Source organism: Streptomyces sp. NPDC001373, from assembly GCF_042895815.1.
In the GTDB taxonomy this organism is placed as follows: Bacteria; Actinomycetota; Actinomycetes; order Streptomycetales; family Streptomycetaceae; genus Streptomyces.
The window spans coordinates 394079-415000 of sequence record NZ_JBIAWQ010000004.1 but is presented as its reverse complement, the minus strand read 5'-3'; the positions used below and the strand labels follow the sequence as shown (position 1 = coordinate 415000).

Below are 20922 nucleotides of genomic sequence, written 5' to 3'. Positions count from 1 at the left end.
GGGGGGGGCCCGGGGCCCGCGCCCCCCCCACCGACCCCCCACCCCCCCGGCCCCCCCCCCCCCCCGGGCGGCCCGGGGGCCCGCTCCTCTTGCGTTCTCCCGCACCGTCCCCGGTGGGGCGGGCCCCCGGTGGGGGCTCAGATCCGGACCTGGACCGCGCCGGAGAGCCGGTCGTGCAGTCCGCGGCCGTCCCGGTCCCAGACCAGCGCCGGGATGACCAGGGCCAGCAGCACCGTACGGAGCACCACGCGCGGGAGGCCGAGGCGGCCGCCGTTCTGCCCGATCACCCGGAGGCCGAGCATCCGCTTGCCAGGGGTGAATCCCACCGTGCCCACGGTCAGGACCGCCAGGGCCACGAAGAGCCCCAGCGTCCAGTTGCCCGCCGAGGTCAGGTCGCCATGGGTGATGAGCCCGTATGCGATCAGCTGGCAGCCGATCCAGTCGATGGCCACCGCGCCGAGCCGGCGCCCGAAACGGGCCACGGAGCCGGGCCCCGACTGCGGCAGGCCGAGCTGCTGGCCCGGATAACCGAAGTCGACCCCCATGTCCTCGGCGGCCGCGCGGGGGCCGGAGAGCCAGGAACCGATTGCTTGCCTGTTGTCCACTCCACCACGGTACCGGTGCGCTTCGACGGGACCTGGACGGGACCCTGGTTAACTTGTGCGAAACAAATGGGTCATGCTTGGGAAATCCCGTCTGCTTATGGTCGGGTCAGCGTGCGGCACCGCACTGACGCGCCACGAGCTATAAAGCCCGTCCCTGCCCCGGGGACCGGGAGTAGGAGGAGTTGGATGTTCAAGAACGCCGACGAAGTCAAGCAGTACATCGAGGAGAACGACGTCAAGTTCGTCGACGTCCGCTTCTGCGACCTGCCTGGTGTGATGCAGCACTTCACCATTCCGGCGCGAGCGTTCGACCCGGCGGAGGAGCTCGCCTTCGACGGTTCCTCGATCCGCGGCTTCCAGGCGATCCACGAGTCGGACATGGCGCTGCGTGCCGACATCAGCACCGCGCGTCTGGACCCGTTCCGCAAGGACAAGACGCTCAACATCAACTTCTTCATCCACGACCCGATCACGGGTGAGGCCTACAGCCGCGACCCGCGCAACATCGCGAAGAAGGCCGAGGCCTACCTCGCCTCCACCGGCATCGCCGACACCGCGTTCTTCGGCCCCGAGGCCGAGTTCTACGTGTTCGACAGCGTGCGCTTCGCGACCTCCGCGAACGAGGGCTTCTACCACATCGACTCCGAGGCCGGCGCCTGGAACACCGGTTCCGAGGAGAACAACCGCGGTTACAAGGTCCGCTACAAGGGCGGTTACTTCCCGGTCGCCCCGGTCGACCACTTCGCCGACCTGCGCGCCGAGATCTCCCTCGAGCTGGACGCCCAGGGCCTCCAGGTCGAGCGCCAGCACCACGAGGTCGGCACCGGCGGCCAGGCCGAGATCAACTACAAGTTCAACACGCTGCTGGCCGCGGCCGACGACCTGATGCTCTTCAAGTACATCGTGAAGAACGTCGCCTGGCGCAACGGCAAGACCGCGACCTTCATGCCGAAGCCGATCTTCGGCGACAACGGCTCGGGCATGCACGTCCACCAGTCCCTGTGGGCCGGCGGCGAGCCCCTCTTCTACGACGAGGCCGGCTACGCGGGCCTGTCGGACACCGCCCGCTACTACATCGGCGGCATCCTCAAGCACGCCCCGTCGCTGCTCGCCTTCACCAACCCGACGGTGAACTCGTACCACCGTCTGGTGCCGGGCTTCGAGGCGCCGGTCAACATGGTGTACTCGCAGCGCAACCGCTCCGCCGCCATGCGCATCCCGATCACGGGCTCGAACCCGAAGGCCAAGCGCGTCGAGTTCCGCGCGCCGGACCCGTCCTCGAACCCGTACCTCGCCTTCGCGGCGCTGCTCCTCGCGGGCCTCGACGGCATCAAGAACAAGATCGAGCCGATGGAGCCGATCGACAAGGACCTCTACGAGCTCTCCCCGGACGAGCACGCGAACGTCCCGCAGGTCCCGACCAGCCTCGAGGACGTCCTCAAGGCCCTGGAGGAGGACCACGAGTACCTCCTCGCCGGCGGTGTCTTCACCCCCGACCTGATCGAGACCTGGATCGACTACAAGCGCACGCACGAGATCGCCCCGATCGCCCAGCGTCCGCACCCGCACGAGTTCGAGCTCTACTTCGACCTGTAGGAAAGTCGGCCCGCGAAGCCGGGATCGTGCCTGCTGGGAGGCCCCCCGCCGCTCTCTTCGGAGAGGGGCGGGGGGCCTTCTGCTTTTGACAGGCCGCCTGACCGGAGTAACGGTTGATTGGGACCTAAAAGCCCGATAAGTCCGACAAGCGATACATGTTCGGAGGTGCATGAAGATGCGCCGTAGGATCATCGGTGCCGCCGTCGCGGGTGCCGCGGGGATCACCCTGGCTCTGCTGCCCCTCAGCAGCGCGTCCGCCCACGACCACGACGGGAACTGGGACCGTTCCGGTCACTCCCGCTGGGCCGACAACTGGGACGACGACGACGGCTGCGGCAACAACGGCCACTGGCGTCACCATGGCAACTGGGGTAATCGCGACTGGAGCCGCTGGGACAACGCCAACTGGGACGGCGACTGGGGAGGCTGGCGCTGACCCGTCCCGCCCGTCCGATTTCCTTCCGGTGCCCCTGCCCCGCGCTCAGCGGAGCAGGGGCATCGCGCCGGTCAGCTCGCGCAGGCAGCGCACCGCGAGGTCGGCCGGGGAGCCGGGGCCGGAGACCGGGGCGTCGCCGGCGGACCACAGCTCCAGCGCGACGCGGATCGCGTCCGTGGCGGCCGCGGACACCAGGCGTACGGACATCTCCTCCGCCTCCTGGCCCGCCAGCCGGGCCACGATGGGGACCAGCCGCTCCTCGGACTCCTGGTTCACCCGGTACCAGACGGCCCGCAGGGCCTCGTCCGTGGCGGCCGCGCGCAGCAGGCCGCGGGTGACCTCCAGACCCTCCTCGACGGCCTTGGAGTCGCTCAGGGCGCGGGTCACGGCCCGCTCCAGGGCCTGCGCCAGCGGGGTGGCGGGGTCCTCCTCTGCGAGCAGCGCGCGCCAGGCGTCGCCGCCGCCCGCGAGCAGCGGGGCCACGGCTTCCTGCTTGTTGCGGAAATAGCGGTAGAACGTGCGCAGCGCGACCCCCGCCCGGTGGGCGATGTCCTCGGCGGTGGTCCCGTCGGGGCCGTGCGCGGCGAAGAGCTCGCAGGCGGCGCGGGCGATGTCGAGCTGGGTGGCGGCCTTGCGGCGCTCCGTCAGCGACTGGGCTCCGGAGCCGCTCTGGGGGGAGTACGGACGGGGAGATCTCACGGGTGAAGCGTACCGCCAGTCGGATCAGATGGATGCACTTGATGCCACTCTGGCAAAACGTGTCATCTTCTCGGTACGCTTCACCTCATGAACCGTTACGAAGGACGTCGCGTCCTCATCACCGGCGGCGGCTCCGGCATCGGCCAGGCCACCGTGCACCGCATTCTCTCCGAGGGCGGCCGCGTCCACACCGTGGACGTCAACGAAGCCGGCCTCAAGTCCACCGCCGAGCGGGCCGCGGCCGACGGCCGCGCCGACCGGCTCACCACCGCCGTGCTCGACATATCCGACGAGACCTCGGTCAAGGAGGGCGTCGCCGCCGCCGTGGACGCCCTCGGCGGCATTGACGTGCTGGTCAACGCGGCGGGCATCCTGCGCTCCGCGCACACCCACCGGACCACGCTCGACTTCTGGAACAAGGTCATCGCGGTCAACCTGACCGGAACGTTCCTGATGATCCGCGAGTCCCTCCCCGCGCTGCTGGCCGGCGACCAGCCGGTCGTCGTGAACTTCAGCTCCACCTCGGCGAGCTTCGCGCACCCCTACATGTCCGCCTACGCGGCCAGCAAGGGCGGCATCCAGTCGATGACCCACGCCCTGGCCGCCGAGTACAGCAAGCAGGGCCTGCGCTTCGTCTCCGTCGCCCCCGGCTCCATCGAGAGCGGCATGACCACCGGCAACGGTCCCGGCCTGCCCGAGGACACCGACTGGTCCCTCTTCGCCAAGCTGGCCCCGGCCCTCGGCCAGGGCTTCGCCGGCCCGCAGACCGTCGCCGGCGTCGTCGCGATGCTGGGCTCCGAGGACGGCGCCTTCATCACGGGCACCGAGATCCGCATCGACGGCGGCACCCACTACTGAGGCGGCTCAGCCCCCGAAGCGGGCCCAGAGCCGGGGGAAGCGCTCCGCGAGCACGGCTTCGTTCTCGAAGTCCAGCGGGGCGCCCTCCGGCTCCTCGGCCTGGAGCGGGATCCCCAGGTCCGGCGCCACCGCCCCGGTCAGCTGCTCGTACGCCTCGTCGGCCGCGTACCCCAGCTCCTCGCCGTCCCCGTCGATCTCCTCGTCGAACTCGCCCAGCAGCTCCGCCAGCTGGTCCGGATCGTGCACTCCGCCCTCGAAGACCTCCCGGCCCTGCCCGATGAGCCAGCACCGGAAGTAGTCGAACGCGTCGTCGCTCGCGCCGCCGAGCAGCACCCACGCCGCCCCCCACAGGTCCCAGGTGTACGCGCGGTTGTACCGGGACTCGAAGTGCCGCGCGAAGTCCAGCACGGAGTCGGGGTCCAGCTGGGCCAGCCGTTCCACGAGCAGCTCGGCATGCTCCTCGGGGTCGCCCTCGGCGGCCTCGCGGGTACGGTCGACGATCTCCCAGAACTCCGTCTCGTCCATCACGCGATCCAGCATCACGGCTCCACCCCCGCACCGCCACCGCTCATACGGCCAAAGGCCGGTGCCCGATCCCCCGGGGGGTCGGGCACCGGCCTTCGGTGCGGTGCGTGTTCCGGTCGCCGGCGGCTCAGAGGCCGTAGCGCTCCCGGGCCTCCTTGACGGCGGACGCCGGGACCTCGCCGCGGCGGGCGAGCTGGGCCAGGGCGGCCACCACGATGGACTGGGCGTCGACGCCGAAGTGGCGGCGGGCGCCCTCGCGGGTGTCGGAGAGGCCGAAGCCGTCCGTGCCCAGCGAGGTGTAGTCCTGCGGGACCCACTGGCTGATCTGGTCCGGAACCTGGCGCATCCAGTCGGAGACGGCCAGGACCGGGCCCGGGGCGCCCTCCAGCACGCGGGTGACGTACGGGGTGCGCTCCTCGCCGCGCAGCAGGGCCTCGTCGCACTCCAGCGCGTCGCGGCGCAGCTCGCCCCACGAGGTGGCGGACCACACGTCGGCGGCCACGTTCCAGTCGGCGGCCAGCAGCCGCTGCGCCTCCAGGACCCAGTGGATCGCCGTACCCGAGGCCATCAGCTGGATCTTCGGGGCGTCGGCGGCCGGGGCGGCCTCCAGGGCGGCGGCCGTGTTGAAGCGGTACAGCCCCTTGAGGATGCCCTCCTCCACGCCCTCGGGCATGGCCGGCTGGACCTTCGGCTCGTTGTAGACCGTCAGGTAGTAGAAGACGTCCTCCGGCTGCTCGCCGTACATGCGGCGCAGGCCGTCCTTGACGATCACCGCGATCTCGTACGCGAACGCCGGGTCGTAGTTGAGCGACGCCGGGTTCGTGGACGCGATCAGGTGCGAGTGGCCGTCCGCGTGCTGGAGGCCCTCACCGGTCAGCGTGGTGCGGCCGGCGGTGGCGCCGACGATGAAGCCCTTGCCGAGCTGGTCGGCGAGCTGCCACATCTGGTCGGCGGTGCGCTGCCAGCCGAACATCGAGTAGAAGATGTAGAACGGGATCATCGGCTCGCCGTGCGTCGCGTACGACGTGCAGGCGGCGATGAAGTCGGCCATGGCGCCGGCCTCGGTGATCCCCTCGTTGAGGATCTGGCCGTCCTTGGCCTCCTTGTAGTACATCAGCTGGTCGCGGTCGACCGGCTCGTACGTCTGGCCCAGCGGCGAGTAGATGCCGGCCGACGGGAAGAGGGACTCCATGCCGAAGGTACGGGCCTCGTCGGGGACGATCGGGACCCAGCGCCTGCCGGTCTCCTTGTCCCGCATCAGGTCCTTGACGAGGCGGACGAAGGCCATGGTGGTGGCCATCTCCTGCTTGCCGGAGCCCTTGATGAGCGGGGCGAAGGAGCGCTCGGCCGGGGCCGGCAGGGCCACGTGGTGGACCTTGCGGGCCGGGGCGGGGCCGCCGAGGGCCGCGCGGCGCTCGTGGAGGTACTGCACCTCGGGGCTGTTCGCGCCCGGGTGGCCGTACGGGACCTTGCCGTCGGCGAAGGCGCTGTCCGGGATCGGGAGGCCAAGGAGGTCGCGCATGTCCTTGAACTCGTCGATCGTCAGCTTCTTCATCTGGTGGTTCGCGTTCTTCGACTCGAACCCGGCACCCAGCGTGTGGCCCTTGACCGTCTGCGCCAGGATGACCGTCGGCGCGCCCTTGTGCGCCAGGGCGGCCTTGTACGCGGCGTAGACCTTGCGGGGCTCGTGGCCGCCGCGCGAGGTGTGGAAGCACTCGGCGATCTTCGCGTCGGACAGGACGCCGGCCAGCTGGACGAGCTCGGCGTTGGCGCCGAAGAAGTGCTGTCGGATGTAGGCCACGTCGCGGGTCGCGTACGTCTGGAACTGCGCGTCCGGCACCTCGCGGATGCGGCGGACCAGGGCGCCCGTGGTGTCGAGCTGGAACAGCTCGTCCCAGGCGGAGCCCCACAGGGTCTTGATGACGTTCCAGCCGGCACCGCGGAACTGGGCCTCCAGCTCCTGGACCACGCGGAAGTTCGCGCGGACCGGGCCGTCGAGACGCTGCAGGTTGCAGTTGATCACGAACGTCAGGTTGTCGAGCTGCTCGCGGGAGGCCAGGGCCAGGGCGGCGGTCGACTCGGGCTCGTCCATCTCGCCGTCGCCGAGGAAGGCCCAGACGTGCGAGTTGGAGGTGTCCTTGATGTTGCGGTTCTGCAGGTAGCGGTTGAAGCGCGCCTGGTAGATCGCGGAGAGCGGGCCGAGGCCCATGGAGACCGTGGGGAACTCCCACAGCCACGGCAGGCGCCGCGGGTGCGGGTAGGACGGCAGGCCGTTGCCGCCGGACTCCTGGCGGAAGTTGTCGAGCTGCTGCTCGGAGACGCGCCCGTCGAGGAAGGCGCGGGCGTAGATGCCGGGGGAGGCGTGGCCCTGGATGTAGAGCTGGTCGCCCGATCCGTCGGCCTCCTTCCCGCGGAAGAAGTGCTGGAAGCCGGTCTCGTAGAGCCAGGCCGCCGAGGCGAAGGTGGCGATGTGGCCGCCGACGCCGTACTTGGAGCCGCGGGTCACCATGGCGGCCGCGTTCCAGCGGTTCCAGGCGGTGATCTTGGCTTCCATCTCCTCGTCACCCGGGAACTCGGGCTCGGCGGAGGTGGGGATGGTGTTGACGTAGTCCGTCTCCAGCAGCTTCGGCAGGGCCAGGCCGGCGGCCTCGGCGTGCTGGAGCGTGCGGCGGAGCAGGTATTCGGCGCGGCGCGTACCGGCGGCCTTGGCGACGGCGTCGAGGGAGGCCGCCCATTCGGCGGTCTCTTCGGTGTCGCGGTCCGGGAGCTGGTCGAGCTCGCTCGGAAGCTTTCCTACGGGGTCGGACATCGGTGTGCGCCGCCTTCCGGACAAAGGAGAGGAGGTGGTGAAGAAAACCCTGACGGGCAGGACAGGGCCGATGGACCCGGGTGGGGGTCCGCAGTGACTGTAAATCCCTGATCGATGATCGATCAAATAAAAGTGACGAATATTCGACGCTACGGCGAAAGTCGGCACCGGGTGCCATGAACACAGGCACGCCGTGCCGGTTTCGTCAGTACATGCCAAAGTGTTGGCGATCCCCTGGAGGATCACTCAAAACCGCAGGTCAGGGGAGGTCAGGCGCTCCGCGGGGCGCAGCCCAGGACGTGCCGCTTCACCAGCACCCCGATATCCGGGTCCTGGCTGCGGAAGGCCGCGACGAGGGCCTCGTGCTCCTCGGCGTACGACTTCTGGACGGTTCCCAGCCACCGGATCGACAGGGCGGTGAAGACCTCGATGCCCAGGCTCTCCCAGGTGTGCAGCAGCACGCTGTTCCCGGCGGCCCGCACCAGCTCCCGGTGGAAGCCCACCGTGTGCCGCACCTGTGCCGTGCCGTCCTGGACGCGGTCGGCCTCCCACAGGGCCGCCACGTGCGGCTCCAGCGCCGAGCAGTCGGCGGCCAGCCGCGGCGCGGCCAGCTCGGCCGCGATCTGCTCCAGGCCGGCCCGGACCGGGTAGATCTCCTCCAGGTCGGCCGCGGAGAGGTTCCGCACGCGCACGCCCTTGTTCGGCGCCGACTCGATCAGCCGCAGCGTCTCCAGCTCGCGCAGGGCCTCCCGCACGGGCGTCTGGCTGACCTCCAGCTCGACCGCGATCCGCCGCTCGACGATCCGCTCGCCGGGCTTCCAGCGGCCGCTGACGATCCCCTCCACGATGTGCTCGCGGATCTGCTCGCGCAGCGAGTGCACGACGGGTGGGGTGATCATCGGGGTTCAACTCCTGTGTGTGCGGACACGCGGGGCCTGATGCCTAGACAATAAGGCCGCCGTGGCCTGCTCCGATGCGTTCGTGGTCAGGGACGCAGGGTGAGGCTCGTTACAACGACGGCGCCCCCGCCCGGACGAATCCGGGCGGGGGCGCCGTGAGCGACGGTTCCCCGCGTGCTCTGGCCCTGTGGGGCCTTGGACCCTTACAGGCCGAGCTCGACCTCGAACTCGCCGGCCTCGAGGATCGCCTTCACGGCGGTGAGGTACCGGGCCGCGTCCGCGCCGTCCACCAGACGGTGGTCGTAGGACAGGGTCAGGTACGTCATGTCGCGGACGCCGATGACGGTGCCCTCTTCGGTCTCGATGACGACCGGGCGCTTGACCGTGGCACCGATGCCCAGGATCGCGACCTGGTTCGGCGGAACGATCACCGTGTCGAACAGCGCACCGCGCGAGCCGGTGTTGCTGATGGTGAAGGTCGCGCCGGACAGCTCGTCCGGGGTGATCTTGTTGCCGCGGACCTTGGCGGCCAGGTCGGCGGTCGCCTTGGAGATGCCCGCCAGGTTGAGGTCACCGGCACCCTTGATGACCGGGGTCATCAGGCCCTTCTCGGAGTCCACGGCGATGCCGATGTTCTCCGAGTCGAAGTAGGTGATGGTGCCCTCGTCGTCGTTGATCCGGGCGTTGACGACCGCGTGGGCCTTCAGCGCCTGGGCGGCGGCCTTGACGAAGAACGGCATCGGGGACAGCTTGACGCCCTCGCGGGCGAGGAAGCCGGCCTTGGCCTTCTCGCGCAGCTTCATGATCTTGGTGATGTCCACCTCGACCACGGAGCTGAGCTGCGCCTGCGAGTGCAGGGCCTTCATCATGTTGTCGCCGATGACCTTGCGCATGCGGGTCATCTTGACCGTCTGACCGCGCAGCTCGGACACCGCGGCCGGAGCCTTGGCGGCGGCCGGGGCGGCAGCGGCCGGAGCCGGGGCGGCGGCGGCCTTGGCGGCCTCGGCGGCGGCCAGGACGTCCTGCTTGCGGATACGGCCACCGACACCGGTGCCCGTGACCGAGGCCAGGTTGACTCCGGACTCCGAGGCGAGCTTGCGCACCAGCGGGGTCACGTAGGCGCCCTCGTCACCGGCCGAGACCGGGGCGGCGGGGGCGGCCGGAGCGGCGGCCGGAGCCGGAGCGGCCACCGGGGCCGGAGCCGCGGGGGCGACCGGGGCCGGAGCGGCGACCGGAGCAGCCGGAGCGACCGGGGCCGGAGCGGCGACCGGAGCCGCGGGGGCGACCGGGGCCGGAGCGGCGACCGGAGCAGCCGCGGCGGCCGGAGCCGGAGCGGTGGCGGCCGGGGCGGCGGCGGGAGCGGCGCCCGCGACACCGATGACGGCCAGACGCGCGCCGACCTCGGCGGTCTCGTCCTCGCCGACGAGGATCTCCAGCAGGGTGCCGGAGACCGGCGCGGGGATCTCGGTGTCGACCTTGTCCGTGGAGACCTCCAGCAGCGGCTCGTCGGCCTCGACCGACTCGCCGACCTCCTTCAGCCAGCGGGTGACGGTGCCCTCGGTGACGGACTCGCCCAGCGCGGGGAGCACGACATCGGTGCCGGACGCGGCCGGAGCGGCGGCGGCGGGGGCCGGGGCGGCCGGGGTCTCGGCCGGTGCGGGGGCGGCCGGGGCCTCGGCGACCGGCGCCGGGGCGGCGGCGGGCTCGGCGGCCGGAGCGGCGGCCGGGGCAGCGGCGCCCGAGCCGTCGTCGATGAGCGCGAGCTCGGCACCGACCTCGACCGTCTCGTCCTCGGCGACCTTGATGGACGCGAGGATGCCGGAGACGGGGGAGGGGATCTCGGTGTCGACCTTGTCGGTCGAGACCTCGAGCAGCGGCTCGTCGGCCTCGACGCGCTCGCCCTCGGCCTTCAGCCAACGGGTGACAGTGCCCTCGGTGACGCTCTCACCGAGCGCCGGAAGGGTTACGGAAACCGGCATGGTTTCTGTTGCTCCTAAACGAAAGTGCGGAAGTGGTCGTCGCGCCCGTGACTGTGGATTAGTCGTGTGCGTGAAGGGGCTTGCCGGCCAGGGCCAGGTGGGCCTCGCCGAGCGCCTCGTTCTGGGTCGGGTGCGCGTGGATGAGCTGCGCGACCTCGGCCGGCAGGGCCTCCCAGTTGTAGATCAGCTGGGCTTCGCCGACCTGCTCGCCCATCCGGTCACCGACCATGTGGACGCCGACCACGGCACCGTCCTTGACCTGGACGAGCTTGATCTCGCCCGCGGTCTTCAGGATCTTGCTCTTGCCGTTGCCCGCCAGGTTGTACTTCAGGGCCACGACCTTGTCCGCGCCGTAGATCTCCTTGGCCTTGGCCTCGGTGATGCCGACGGAGGCGACCTCGGGGTGGCAGTAGGTCACACGCGGGACGCCGTCGTAGTCGATCGGGACGGTCTTCAGACCGGCCAGGCGCTCCGCCACCAGGATGCCCTCGGCGAAGCCGACGTGCGCGAGCTGGAGGGTCGGGACGAGGTCGCCGACGGCCGAGATGGTCGGCACGTTGGTGCGCATGTACTCGTCGACCAGGACGTAGCCGCGGTCCATCGCGACGCCCTGCTCCTCGTAGCCCAGGCCCTGCGAGACCGGGCCGCGGCCGATGGCGACCAGCAGCACCTCGGCCTCGAAGGTCTTGCCGTCGGCGAGGGTGACGCGGACGCCGGACTCCGTGTACTCGGCCTTCTCGAAGAAGGTGCCGAGGTTGAACTTGATGCCGCGCTTGCGGAAGGCGCGCTCCAGGATCTTGGAGCTGTTCTCGTCCTCGACCGGGACGAGGTGCTTGAGGCCCTCGATGACGGTGACGTCGGTGCCGAAGGACTTCCACGCCGAGGCGAACTCGACGCCGATGACGCCGCCGCCCAGGATGATCGCGGACTGGGGCACCCGGTCCAGGACCAGCGCGTGGTCCGAGGAGATGATGCGGTTGCCGTCGATGTCCAGGCCGGGCAGCGACTTCGGCACGGAGCCGGTCGCCAGCAGGACGTGGCGGCCCTGGATGCGCTGGCCGTTGACGTCGACGGAGGTCGGGGAGGACAGGCGGCCCTCACCCTCGATGTAGGTCACCTTGCGGGAGGCGACCAGGCCCTGCAGACCCTTGTACAGGCCGGCGATGACGTCGTCCTTGTACTTGTGCACACCGGCGATGTCGATGCCCTCGAAGGAGGCCTTGACACCGAACTGTCCGGCTTCGCGCGCCTGGTCCGCGACCTCACCGGCGTGCAGCAGAGCCTTCGTGGGGATGCAGCCGTTGTGCAGGCAGGTGCCGCCGAGCTTGTTCTTCTCGATCAGCGCAACGTCGAGACCCAGCTGCGATGCGCGGAGCGCCGCGGCGTAGCCGCCACTGCCACCGCCGAGGATCACTAGGTCGAAAACGGTGCTGGCGTCGTTCGCCACGTCACGTCCTCCATGCATGTGCGCCGGGCACCGGTCCTCTGTGACCGGGCGGCGGCTGGTAATCGGCCGCTTGTTTCTTCGGCCCTGTGGTGGGGGCCCTGTCCTGCCGAGAACCCATCTTCGCATTTGTCGGGGGAACGCGGGACGCCGGGCCCCGGGTGTGGACCGTCGTTCTGCCCGAAGTCCGGGTTACCCGGGCGTAGAAACCTACTGATCCTCAAGATTTCTTCCAGAGCGAACACGCCCCGGGGCCGAGGTGCCGGTCCCGGGGCGCGCAGCGCGTCGCGGAGCACGTCCCAGCACGTGGAACGGGCTCCGCGACGCGGGGGCGGGGCGGGTCAGCCCAGGTCGCCGGTGGCGGTGCGCTCGGCCAGGCGCACCAGGGTGCGGACGGCGGAGCCGGTGCCACCCTTGGGGGTGTAGCCGTACGGGGCCCCCTCGTGGAAGGCCGGGCCCGCGATGTCGAGGTGGGCCCAGGTGATGCCCTCGCCGACGAACTCCTGGAGGAAGAGGCCGGCCACCAGGCCGCCGCCCATCCGCACGCCCATGTTGGCGATGTCGGCGGTGGGGGAGTCCATGGTCTTGCGCAGGTCCTCGGGGAGCGGCATCGGCCAGGAGGACTCGCCGACCTCCTCGGCGATCTCGTGGATCGAGGTGCGGAAGGCGTCGTCGTTGGCCATGATGCCGAAGGTGCGGTCGCCCAGCGCCAGCACCATCGCGCCGGTCAGGGTGGCCACGTCGACGATCGCGTCCGGGTTCTCCTCGGACGCCTTGGTCAGGGCGTCGCCCAGGACCAGGCGGCCCTCGGCGTCCGTGTTCAGGACCTCGACGGTCTTGCCGCTGTACATGCGCAGCACGTCGCCGGGGCGGGTGGCGGAGCCGGACGGCATGTTCTCGGCGAGGGCGAGCCAGCCGGTGACGTTGACCTTCAGGCCCAGCTTGGCGGCGGCGACGACGGCCGAGAACACGGCGGCAGCGCCGGACATGTCGCACTTCATCGTCTCGTTGTGACCGGCCGGCTTCAGGGAGATGCCGCCCGAGTCGTACGTGATGCCCTTGCCGACGAAGGCGAGGTGCTTCTCCGCCTCGGGGTGGGTGTAGGCGATCTTCACCAGGCGCGGCGGGTTCTCGGAGCCCTTGCCGACGCCCATGATGCCGCCGTAGCCGCCCTTGAGCAGCGCCTTCTCGTCCAGGATCTGGGCCTTGAGGCCGAGCTCCTTGGCGGTCGCCGCGGCGATCGCGGCGAACGCGGCGGGGGTGAGGTCGTTCGGCGGGGTGTTGATCAGGTCGCGGGCGACGTTGACCTCGGCGGCGACGACGGTGGCACGCTCGGCGGCCGCCTTGTGCTCCTTGTCGCGCGGCTTGGCGCCGAGCAGGGCCACCTCGGCCAGCGGCTGCTTGGGGCCGCCGTTCTTGGCGGCCTTCTTCTCGCCGCCCTGGTACGTGGTGAAGGCGTACGAGCCCAGCAGCGCGCCCTCGGCCACCGCGGTGACGGCGGAGGCGTCCTCCAGCGGGAGCGCGAAGGCGGCCTTCTTGGAGCCGTGCAGCGCGCGGGCGGCGGAGCCGGCGGCGCGGCGCAGGGCCTCCTCGTCGAAGGACTCGTCCTGCTCGGGCGCGGGACCCAGGCCGACCGCCAGCACGACCGGGGCCTTGAGGCCGGCCGGGGAGGGCAGCTTGGTGGTCTCGCCTTCGGCGCCGGAGGCGCCGAGCGCGTCCAGCACGGCGGCGAGCTTTCCGTCGAACGCCGTGTCCACGGCCTCCGCGCCGGCGGCCACGACGAGCCCCTTCGGGCCCTTCGCCACGCCGACCACGAGGGCGTCGGCGCGCAGCGTCGCCGCGCCGGCAGTGCTGAGAGTCAGAGCAGTCACGGTGGTGAAGTCTCGCTTCCGTTTGTGTTATATGGGCGCTTCTGTCGCGTCGGGGTCGCCGGCCGCTCCGCAGCGATCGTATTCGGGCCCGACGGCCGCCGGAAACGAGCCTACGCGCAGCCCGTCATCCGTACGTCACTCGAAGGTTTGTCAACTTGTTCGACCGAGACGCCGTCAGGTTCACCCATCTGTGGACTCTGCTCCAGGTTTGCCGATGAGACCTGACGAGGTCCGAGAGACTCGAGCCGCTCTCGCAAGGGGACGCGGGGTCCTTTTGCATGATTTCCACAGAGCCTCCCCGGTCCGGCCGTCCGCCATCTGCCGCGCCGAGGGACGCCTGCGGGGGGAAAGGCCGAAATGGTCAACAAGAACCGGATGAACAGGGCCGCGGCAGCCATGGGCGTAGCGGCGCTGATGTCCGTGGCAGTACCCGCCACGACCGCCCACGCGGCGACCGTGGCCCCGCGCATCGACCTGAAGGTGCTGGTCGTCGACGACGGCGGCAGCTCGGTCGGTGCGATCACCGCCGAACTCCGCGACACCGGAGTCCCGTACACGCGGGTCGACCTGGGCAGCGCCGGCCGCCCGGTGATCGACGCCGCCTTCCTCAGCGACACCGTCAACGGCCGGCCGCGCGCCAAGTACCAGGGCGTGGTCCTGCCGAACGAGAACCCCTTCGGCACCGGCTCCGCCGAGATGGCCGCACTCACCGCGTACGAGACCGCCTACGGGATCCGCCAGGTGGACGCCTACACCTGGGCACACCCCGAGGTCGGCCTGGAGTACACGGACAACGGCGGCTACACCGGCACCCTCGACGGCACGCAGGCCGCCGTCACCGACGTCGGCAAGGCGGGCCCCTTCGGCTACCTCGGCGGTCAAGTGACCTTCGAGGACAACTCCCCCCTGATTCCGGAGAGCTACGGGTTCATCGCCAAGCCGATGGCCGGCTACACCAGCTACGTCGACGCCCCCGTGGGCTCCGGACGCGGCTCCCTCGTCGGCGAGTACGCCCACGACGGCCGCAGCGAACTCGTCGTCACCTTCGGCTACAACCAGTACCAGCAGCAGTTCCGGCTGCTGGCCCGTGGCATCGTCGAATGGCTCACCCAGGCCGTGCACCTCGGCCAGGAGCGCAACTACTTCGCCGTCCACGTCGACGACGTCCTCGCCCCGGACGCCCGCTGGGACCGGAACCTGAACTGCACGCCCGGCGACTACGCCTGCGCGGGCGGCGAGGGCAAGGAGTCGACGGTCCGCATGACCGCCGCCGACGCCCAGTACCTGGCGCAGTGGCAGACCTCCAAGGACTTCAAGCTGGACCTGCTCTTCAACGCGGGCGCCGGCGAGGAGTGGAAGACGGAGAACGGCGGAACCGACGCCCTGACCGCCCAGCTCCTGGCCGACAAGGCCAAGTACCGCTGGATGAACCACACCTACACCCACCTCTTCCTCGGCTGCACCCAGGACGTCAGCGTCAGCCCCTGGACCTGCACGAAGGACGCCCAGGGCCAGACCGACTGGATGAGCCGGGCCGACATCTCGGCGCAGATCCGCGACAACAACAACTGGGCCGCCTCCAAGGGCCTCACCACCGACCGCTCCGAACTCGTCACCGGCGAGCACTCCGGCCTCAAGACCCTTCCCCAGCAGCCCCAGGACAACCCCAACCTGGCCGGCGCCCTCGCCGACAACGGGGTCAAGTGGGCCGGCAGCGACAACTCCCGCGAACCCGACCAGCGGGCGGTCGGCGCCGCCCTGACCGTCCCCCGCTACCCGATGAACGTGTACTACAACACGGGCACCAACGCGGAGATGGCCGACGAGTACAACTGGATCTACACCAGCCGTGCCGACGGCGGCAGCGGCCTCTGCGAGGACAACCCGGCGACCTCCACCTGCCTGCCCGCCCCGCTGGACGTCAACACCGGCTACCTCGACCACATCGTCCCGGCCGAGGCCCGCACCGCCCTGCGCCACGTCCTCGACAACGACCCGAAGCCGCACTACGTCCACCAGTCCAACCTCGCCGAGGACCGGACCCTGTACCCCGTGCTCAACCAGGTCCTCGACACCTACCGCTCCCTCTACGCGCCCAGCGCGCCGATCGTCAACCAGAGCATGAAGGCCACCGGCGTCGAGCTCCAGCGCCGCGCCGCCTGGAACAAGGCGATCGCCGCCGGCCAGGTCACCGCCTACCGCATCGGCAAGGACGTCACCGTCAAGGCGCCCTCCGGCATCGTCGCCCCGATCACCGCACCCAACGGGACGAAGAGGCAGCTCCTGCTCGGCACCGCCGACTTCGGCACCGCCTACGCCGGCACCCGCTCCGCCTGGACGGCCCCCGACCTGCTCCAGTCGGCGGTCACCCTCCGGCTCCTCTGACCGCGGGGCCCCGCGCCCCGCCGTCGCCCGCTCCACCCGGTAGTACCCAGTGCCGGCGCTCCGCCCCACCGCGGGCGCCGGCCCCTTTTCAGTCCTGGGGGGACTCAGCACATGAGCCATGGGCGTCATGTCACCATGCTCACCGAAGGCACCTACCCGCACGTCCACGGCGGCGTCAGCACCTGGTGCGACCAGCTGGTACGCGGGATGCCGGAGGTCGACTTCAACGTCACAGCCCTCACCGGCTCCGGGCGCGAGCCGGTCACCTGGGAACTGCCCCGCAACGTCTACCGGCACACCGCCGTCCCGTTGTGGGGGCCGCCGCCCCGGACGACCCGCCGCACCGCCCTGCGCGGCAGGGCCCACCGCCGCTTCACCGAGGTCTACGAGACCTTCCTGCTCTCCCTGCTCGACCCGCCGCCGGCCACCGTCGGGGACGCCCCCGACCGCGGCGGCTTCTCCGGAGCCCTCCGCGAACTCGCCCGCCTCGCCCGGGCCGGCCGGCTCGCCCCGGCCCTGCGCTCCGAACCCGCGCTGCGCCTGCTGATGGCCGTCTGGACCCGCCCCGGCCTGGCCACCGCCGCCGCCGGGCCCACCATCCACGACGCGCTCACCGCCACCGACCTGCTGGAACACGCCCTGCGCCCGCTGTCCGTGCGGATCCCGCCCGACAGCGTCGCCCATGCCGTCAGCAGCGGCCTCGCCACCCTCCCCGCCCTCGCCGCCAAAACGCTCGACGGGGTGCCCTTCCTCCTCACCGAGCACGGCATCTACCTGCGCGAGCGCTACCTCGGCTACCGCACCGCCGCCCAGCGCTGGCCCGTCAAGGCCCTCGTCCTCGGCTTCTACCGGGAGCTGAACTCCGAGGGCTACCGGCAGGCCGACCTGATCACCCCCTGCAACCAGTACAACCGCCGCTGGGAGGAGCGCGGGGGCGCCGAAGCCGAACGCATCCGCACCGTCTACAACGGCGTCGACCCGCACCTCTTCCCCGAGGCCGGACCGGAACCCGACGTGCCCACCCTCAGCTGGTGCGGCCGCATCGACCCGATCAAGGACCTCGAAACCCTCATCCGCGCCTACGCGTTCATGCGCGGGGAACTGCCCGCCCTGCGCCTGCGCCTCTTCGGACCGGTCCCGGCCGGCTGCGAGGAGTACAGGCTGCGCCTGGAGGAGCTCGCCGCCGGACTCGGCGTCGGCGACGGCATCAGCTGGGAGGGCCGGATCAGCGAGGTCCACAAGGCCTACGCCGCCGGCAGCGTCGTCATGCTCTCCAGCATCAGCGAGGGCTTCCCCTTCAGCATCATCGAGGCCATGTCCTGCGGCCGCACCACCGTCTCCACCGACGTCGGCGGCGTCCGCGAGGCCGTTGCCGACACCGGCCTGGTCGTCCCGCCCCGCGAGCCCGAGACCATGGCCCGCGCCACCCTCGCCCTGCTCCGCGATGACGAACGCCGCGCCGAACTCGGCCGCCTGTCCCGCAAACGGGTCGTCGAGAAGTTCACCCTCCACCAGTCCGTGGACGGCTTCCGCCACATCTACCGCGAGCTCGCCGGACAGCCCGCCCCGCCCCTCCGCCCCGGCGACGAGTGGACCCGGCGCCTCGCCGACCCCTGGTACCGGGAACTCGCGGCCGACGGGAGCGTGTCGTGAGCGGGTCCCTCTGGCTCGAACCGCCCGGACCGGAAGGCCTCCGGACCCACCCCGGCCACCCCGGCCACCCCGGCCGGACCCGCACCGGCCGGCCGCACACCGGCACGGCCGCCACCGACACCCTGCCCGTCCTCCCCCGGCCCGGCCGCCCCGGGCCGGGGGAGGGGGAGGCCGCCGCCGACCCCGTGGACGAGCTCGCCCGGAGGCTCGACGCGTTCGTCGCCGCCGCCGTCCACCCCGACGAGATCGCCGCCGCCCTCGAATCCGACGGCATGACCGACGAGTACATCCGCCTCACCTACGGCCGCCCCGACTCCTTCGCCCTCGCCGAGGAGCTCTACGGCCGCGTCCCCCGCTCCTTCCCCGAACCCGGCGCCCTCCCCGATCCCTGGAAGGTCTCCCTCACCGCCTGCCTGCTGCGCGGCCTGATCTTCGCCCTGCCCGGCCTCGCCTACCTGCTGGGCGCACCCCTGCTGGAAGGCCCGCCCGACCGGCTCGGACTGCCCGCCGGAACCCTGACCCTGCTCGCCGGCGCCCTCGTCGGCTGGGTCTGGGACCAGACCCTGTCCCACCGCGCCTACACCTGGCTCGGCCTCGGCGACCGGGCCTCCGCCGGGCGGACCCTCCTCGTCGGCGCCCCCGTCGGGGCGCTCCTGGGCACCGCCGCCGCGTTCGCCGTCCCCGGCGGGCCCCCGTTCTCGTACGCCTTCGCCGCCGGACAGGCCCTGTACGTGGGGGCCGCGACCGTCCTGCTGGTCCTCGGACGGGAGCGGCTGCTGCTCGCCGCCCTCGGCCCGATGGCCGCCGGATCGGCACTCGCCCTGTTCACCGACCCGCCCTTGCCCGTACGGGTGGCCCTGCTGCTGGTGTCCCTGGCCGCCGCCTGCACCCTCGCCCTGCGGGAGTTGCCGCTGGCCCAGGGGGCCCGGTCCGCCGTACGCAGGATCCGCCGGCAGCCGCAGGGAGGCGCCGCCGCCCGGGCGCGCCGCCACCCCGGCGGAGGGGGCGCGGTGCGCTGGCGGATGTTGCGCGGCGCCGAGGAGGACCACGCCCGGCGCGGCCCCCGCATCCGGGACTCCGTGCCCTACGGGGTGTTCGGCCTCGGGACCGGCCTGCTGGTGCTGTACGCCGCCCTGGGGGAGGTGCTCACCGGCGGCCCCGCCGAGGCCGTCGCGGCCCCCTCGGCGGTGGCCCTCACCCTCAGCATGGGACCCGCCGAATGGCTCCTGCACCGCTTCCGCAGCGGCAGCCTCGCCGGGCTGCGCGCCGCCCGCTCGCCCCGGGCGTTCCGGCGGCGGATGCTCTCCACCCTGACCCGCTGCCTGGCCGTGTACCTGACGGTCCTGCTCCTGCTGGGCGCCGCCGGAACCCTGCTGTGGCCGCACGCCCCCAGCCTGACCTGGGACCGCGCCGCCACCCTGCTGCTGCTCGGCGCCGTGATGTGGACCGGGCTGCTCCTGCAGTCCTTCGGCGCCGTCCGGCCCGCCGCCGCGGTCTGCGCCGCGGCGGCCGCCGCCCAGGGCCTGGCCCTGCTCGCCGGGGCGCAGCAGGGCCGGCTGGTCCAGCTCGTGGTGGCCGGCGCCGCCGCGGCCGTGCTGTCCGTCCTGGTCTGCCTGCTCCTCGGCCGTGCGACGGCCCACCGATGACCCCGCGTTCGAAGGACGACGGCATGCTGCTGGTCCCGCTCTACGAGCATCCCGCCGACCGGCCCGAGGCGTGGGAGCGCCTCATCGCCTCCGCCGGCCGGCTGCACTCGGTCGTCCTCAACCCCGACAGCGGGCCGGGCAGCGCCCCCGACGAACGGTTCGCCGCCGTCGCCGCCCGGCTGCGGGAGGCCGGCGTCCGCGTCCTCGGCTACACCGACACCGACTACGGGCGCCGCCCCCACGCCGACGTCGTCCAGGACCTGCTGCGCCACCGCGACTGGTACGCGGCCGACGGGGCCTTCCTCGACCAGGCCGCCTCCGGACCCGAACTGCTGCCCCACTACGGCCGGCTCGCCGTCGCCGCCCGCGCCGCCGGGGCCCGTACGCTCGTCCTGAACCACGGCGTCCACCCGCACCCCGGGTACGCCGGGCTGGCCGACCTCCTCGTCACCTTCGAGGGCCCCTGGGACGCCTACCGCGACGGCGCCGCCGCCCCGCCCCCCTGGACCTCCGACCACCCCGTCGAACGGTTCTGCCACCTCGTGTACGCCGTCCCGCCGGGCGCCCCGGCCGCCGAACTGGCCGCCGAACGGGGAGCCGGGGTGCACTGCGCCGTCCCGGGCGGCGGCGTACACCCGTGGGGGACCCTTCCGTACGCCCTGGAGACCGCCGGATGAAGCGCTCCGCCACCCTGCTGGTGGCCGGCCTGCTGCTGCTCACCGCCTGCACGGCCGGCCCGGACGACGACGGCGAGACCCCCGACCTCGCGCCGGCCCCGGCACCGGGGGAGCGCTGGCAGCCCCGGCCGGGGACGCCCTGGCAGTGGCAGCTCTCGGGGCGGCTGGACACCTCGGTGCAGGTGCCGGTGTACGACGTGGACGGGTTCAACACGACCAAGGAGCAGGTCGCGGCGCTGAAGAAGGCCGGGCGGCGGACCGTCTGCTACATCTCCACCGGCGCCTGGGAGGACTTCCGCGCCGACGCCGACGCCTTCCCCAGGACGCTCCTGGGCGAGGGCAACGGCTGGAAGGGCGAGCGGTGGCTGGACATCCGCCAGACGGCGGCCCTGGAACCGCTGATGGCCAGACGCTTCGACATGTGCCGGGACAAGGGCTTCGACGCGGTGGAACCCGACAACATGGACGGTTACCAGAACAAGACCGGCTTCCCCCTGACCGCCGACCACCAGCTGGCCTACAACCGCCTGATCGCCCGCCTGGCGCACGACCGAGGGATGGCGGTCGGCCTGAAGAACGACCTCGACCAGATCCCGCAACTGGTCGGCGAGTTCGACTTCGCCGTCAACGAGCAGTGCGCCCAGTACGGGGAGTGCGACACCCTCACCCCCTTCATCACGGCGGACAAGGCCGTCTTCCACGTGGAGTACGAACTCCCCACGAACCGCTTCTGCGCCCGGTCGAAGGAGCTGAAACTGAGCTCGATGCAGAAGAAGTACGAACTGGGCGCATGGCGCAAGCCGTGCTGAGACTAAGCTGACTATCTGTCACGATCGGGCC

The 20922-nt window shown here is 71.6% G+C and carries 16 protein-coding genes; 8 read left to right on the top strand and 8 right to left on the bottom strand.

Annotation, left to right across the window (positions count from 1 at the left end):
- Window positions 1–137: 137 nt before the first annotated feature.
- Window positions 138–605, bottom strand: coding sequence for an RDD family protein (locus ACFY15_RS12850; RefSeq protein WP_390685631.1), 468 nt, complete (start codon window positions 603–605; stop codon window positions 138–140).
- 186 nt (window positions 606–791) lie between these two features.
- Here ACFY15_RS12850 and glnA point away from each other — a divergent pair, with 186 nt between their 5' ends.
- A complete protein-coding gene (gene glnA / locus ACFY15_RS12845; RefSeq protein ID WP_390685632.1) occupies window positions 792–2201 on the top strand; it encodes a type I glutamate--ammonia ligase in 1410 nt (469 codons plus the stop codon).
- 175 nt (window positions 2202–2376) lie between these two features.
- A complete protein-coding gene (locus ACFY15_RS12840; RefSeq protein WP_390825470.1) occupies window positions 2377–2637 on the top strand; it encodes a hypothetical protein in 261 nt (86 codons plus the stop codon).
- A gap of 45 nt (window positions 2638–2682) precedes the next feature.
- On the opposite strand, the gene ACFY15_RS12835 is transcribed toward ACFY15_RS12840, so the two are convergent.
- Window positions 2683–3336, bottom strand: coding sequence for a TetR family transcriptional regulator (locus tag ACFY15_RS12835; RefSeq protein WP_390825469.1), 654 nt, complete (start codon window positions 3334–3336; stop codon window positions 2683–2685).
- Between the two features lie 87 nt (window positions 3337–3423).
- On the opposite strand from ACFY15_RS12835, the gene ACFY15_RS12830 reads away from it, so the two are divergent.
- Window positions 3424–4194 (top strand): SDR family NAD(P)-dependent oxidoreductase, encoded by a 771-nt coding sequence (locus tag ACFY15_RS12830; protein WP_390825467.1) that lies wholly within the window; start codon window positions 3424–3426, stop codon window positions 4192–4194.
- Between the two features lie 6 nt (window positions 4195–4200).
- On the opposite strand, the gene ACFY15_RS12825 is transcribed toward ACFY15_RS12830, so the two are convergent.
- From ACFY15_RS12825 to ACFY15_RS12800, 6 genes are all read right to left on the bottom strand, one after another.
- Window positions 4201–4719 (bottom strand): DUF4240 domain-containing protein, encoded by a 519-nt coding sequence (locus ACFY15_RS12825; protein WP_390685953.1) that lies wholly within the window; start codon window positions 4717–4719, stop codon window positions 4201–4203.
- A 127-nt stretch (window positions 4720–4846) separates the two neighbouring features.
- Window positions 4847–7528: a pyruvate dehydrogenase (acetyl-transferring), homodimeric type gene (aceE, locus tag ACFY15_RS12820; RefSeq protein ID WP_390825466.1), complete on the bottom strand. Its 2682-nt coding sequence runs from the start codon at window positions 7526–7528 to the stop codon at window positions 4847–4849.
- 269 nt (window positions 7529–7797) lie between these two features.
- A complete protein-coding gene (locus tag ACFY15_RS12815; protein ID WP_045951851.1) occupies window positions 7798–8424 on the bottom strand; it encodes a GntR family transcriptional regulator in 627 nt (208 codons plus the stop codon).
- Between the two features lie 206 nt (window positions 8425–8630).
- Complete coding sequence (gene sucB, locus ACFY15_RS12810; protein ID WP_390825465.1) at window positions 8631–10406, bottom strand: 2-oxoglutarate dehydrogenase, E2 component, dihydrolipoamide succinyltransferase; 1776 nt, start codon at window positions 10404–10406, stop codon at window positions 8631–8633.
- A gap of 58 nt (window positions 10407–10464) precedes the next feature.
- Window positions 10465–11853, bottom strand: a complete 1389-nt coding sequence (gene lpdA, locus ACFY15_RS12805) for a dihydrolipoyl dehydrogenase (RefSeq protein ID WP_042811210.1) — start codon at window positions 11851–11853, stop codon at window positions 10465–10467.
- Window positions 11854–12191: 338 nt separating this feature from the next.
- Window positions 12192–13721 carry a leucyl aminopeptidase gene (locus ACFY15_RS12800; RefSeq protein ID WP_390825464.1) on the bottom strand — a complete coding sequence of 510 codons (1530 nt, stop codon included), beginning with the start codon at window positions 13719–13721 and terminating at the stop codon, window positions 12192–12194.
- Window positions 13722–14078: 357 nt separating this feature from the next.
- On the opposite strand from ACFY15_RS12800, the gene ACFY15_RS12795 reads away from it, so the two are divergent.
- The 5 genes from ACFY15_RS12795 (at window position 14079) to ACFY15_RS12775 (ending at window position 20891) form a co-directional block, all read left to right on the top strand.
- A complete protein-coding gene (locus ACFY15_RS12795; RefSeq protein ID WP_390825463.1) occupies window positions 14079–16106 on the top strand; it encodes a hypothetical protein in 2028 nt (675 codons plus the stop codon).
- Window positions 16107–16217: 111 nt separating this feature from the next.
- Window positions 16218–17759 carry a GT4 family glycosyltransferase PelF gene (gene pelF / locus ACFY15_RS12790; RefSeq protein ID WP_390685640.1) on the top strand — a complete coding sequence of 514 codons (1542 nt, stop codon included), beginning with the start codon at window positions 16218–16220 and terminating at the stop codon, window positions 17757–17759.
- Entirely contained in the window at window positions 17756–19405 is a 1650-nt protein-coding gene (locus ACFY15_RS12785) for a hypothetical protein (protein ID WP_390825462.1), read from the top strand. The genes pelF and ACFY15_RS12785 overlap by 4 nt, the downstream gene beginning before the upstream one ends.
- The gene (locus ACFY15_RS12780) at window positions 19402–20082 is read left to right on the top strand and encodes a spherulation-specific family 4 protein (RefSeq protein ID WP_390825461.1); all 681 of its coding nucleotides are present in this window, start codon (window positions 19402–19404) and stop codon (window positions 20080–20082) included. The genes ACFY15_RS12785 and ACFY15_RS12780 overlap by 4 nt, the downstream gene beginning before the upstream one ends.
- Window positions 20079–20891 (top strand): endo alpha-1,4 polygalactosaminidase, encoded by an 813-nt coding sequence (locus tag ACFY15_RS12775; protein ID WP_390825459.1) that lies wholly within the window; start codon window positions 20079–20081, stop codon window positions 20889–20891. The genes ACFY15_RS12780 and ACFY15_RS12775 overlap by 4 nt, the downstream gene beginning before the upstream one ends.
- Window positions 20892–20922: the final 31 nt, after the last annotated feature.

What these genes read in the sequence shown, in the direction of transcription:
- sucB (WP_390825465.1), bottom strand. Translation starts at nt 10,406, where the DNA reads ATGCCGGTTTCCGTAACCCTTCCGGCGCTCGGTGAGAGCGTCACCGAG.
- ACFY15_RS12775 (WP_390825459.1), top strand. Translation starts at nt 20,079, where the DNA reads ATGAAGCGCTCCGCCACCCTGCTGGTGGCCGGCCTGCTGCTGCTCACC.
- ACFY15_RS12825 (WP_390685953.1), bottom strand. Translation starts at nt 4,719, where the DNA reads ATGGACGAGACGGAGTTCTGGGAGATCGTCGACCGTACCCGCGAGGCC.
- ACFY15_RS12780 (WP_390825461.1), top strand. Translation starts at nt 19,402, where the DNA reads ATGACCCCGCGTTCGAAGGACGACGGCATGCTGCTGGTCCCGCTCTAC.
- ACFY15_RS12795 (WP_390825463.1), top strand. Translation starts at nt 14,079, where the DNA reads ATGGTCAACAAGAACCGGATGAACAGGGCCGCGGCAGCCATGGGCGTA.
- ACFY15_RS12830 (WP_390825467.1), top strand. Translation starts at nt 3,424, where the DNA reads ATGAACCGTTACGAAGGACGTCGCGTCCTCATCACCGGCGGCGGCTCC.
- pelF (WP_390685640.1), top strand. Translation starts at nt 16,218, where the DNA reads ATGAGCCATGGGCGTCATGTCACCATGCTCACCGAAGGCACCTACCCG.
- aceE (WP_390825466.1), bottom strand. Translation starts at nt 7,528, where the DNA reads ATGTCCGACCCCGTAGGAAAGCTTCCGAGCGAGCTCGACCAGCTCCCG.
- ACFY15_RS12840 (WP_390825470.1), top strand. Translation starts at nt 2,377, where the DNA reads ATGCGCCGTAGGATCATCGGTGCCGCCGTCGCGGGTGCCGCGGGGATC.
- glnA (WP_390685632.1), top strand. Translation starts at nt 792, where the DNA reads ATGTTCAAGAACGCCGACGAAGTCAAGCAGTACATCGAGGAGAACGAC.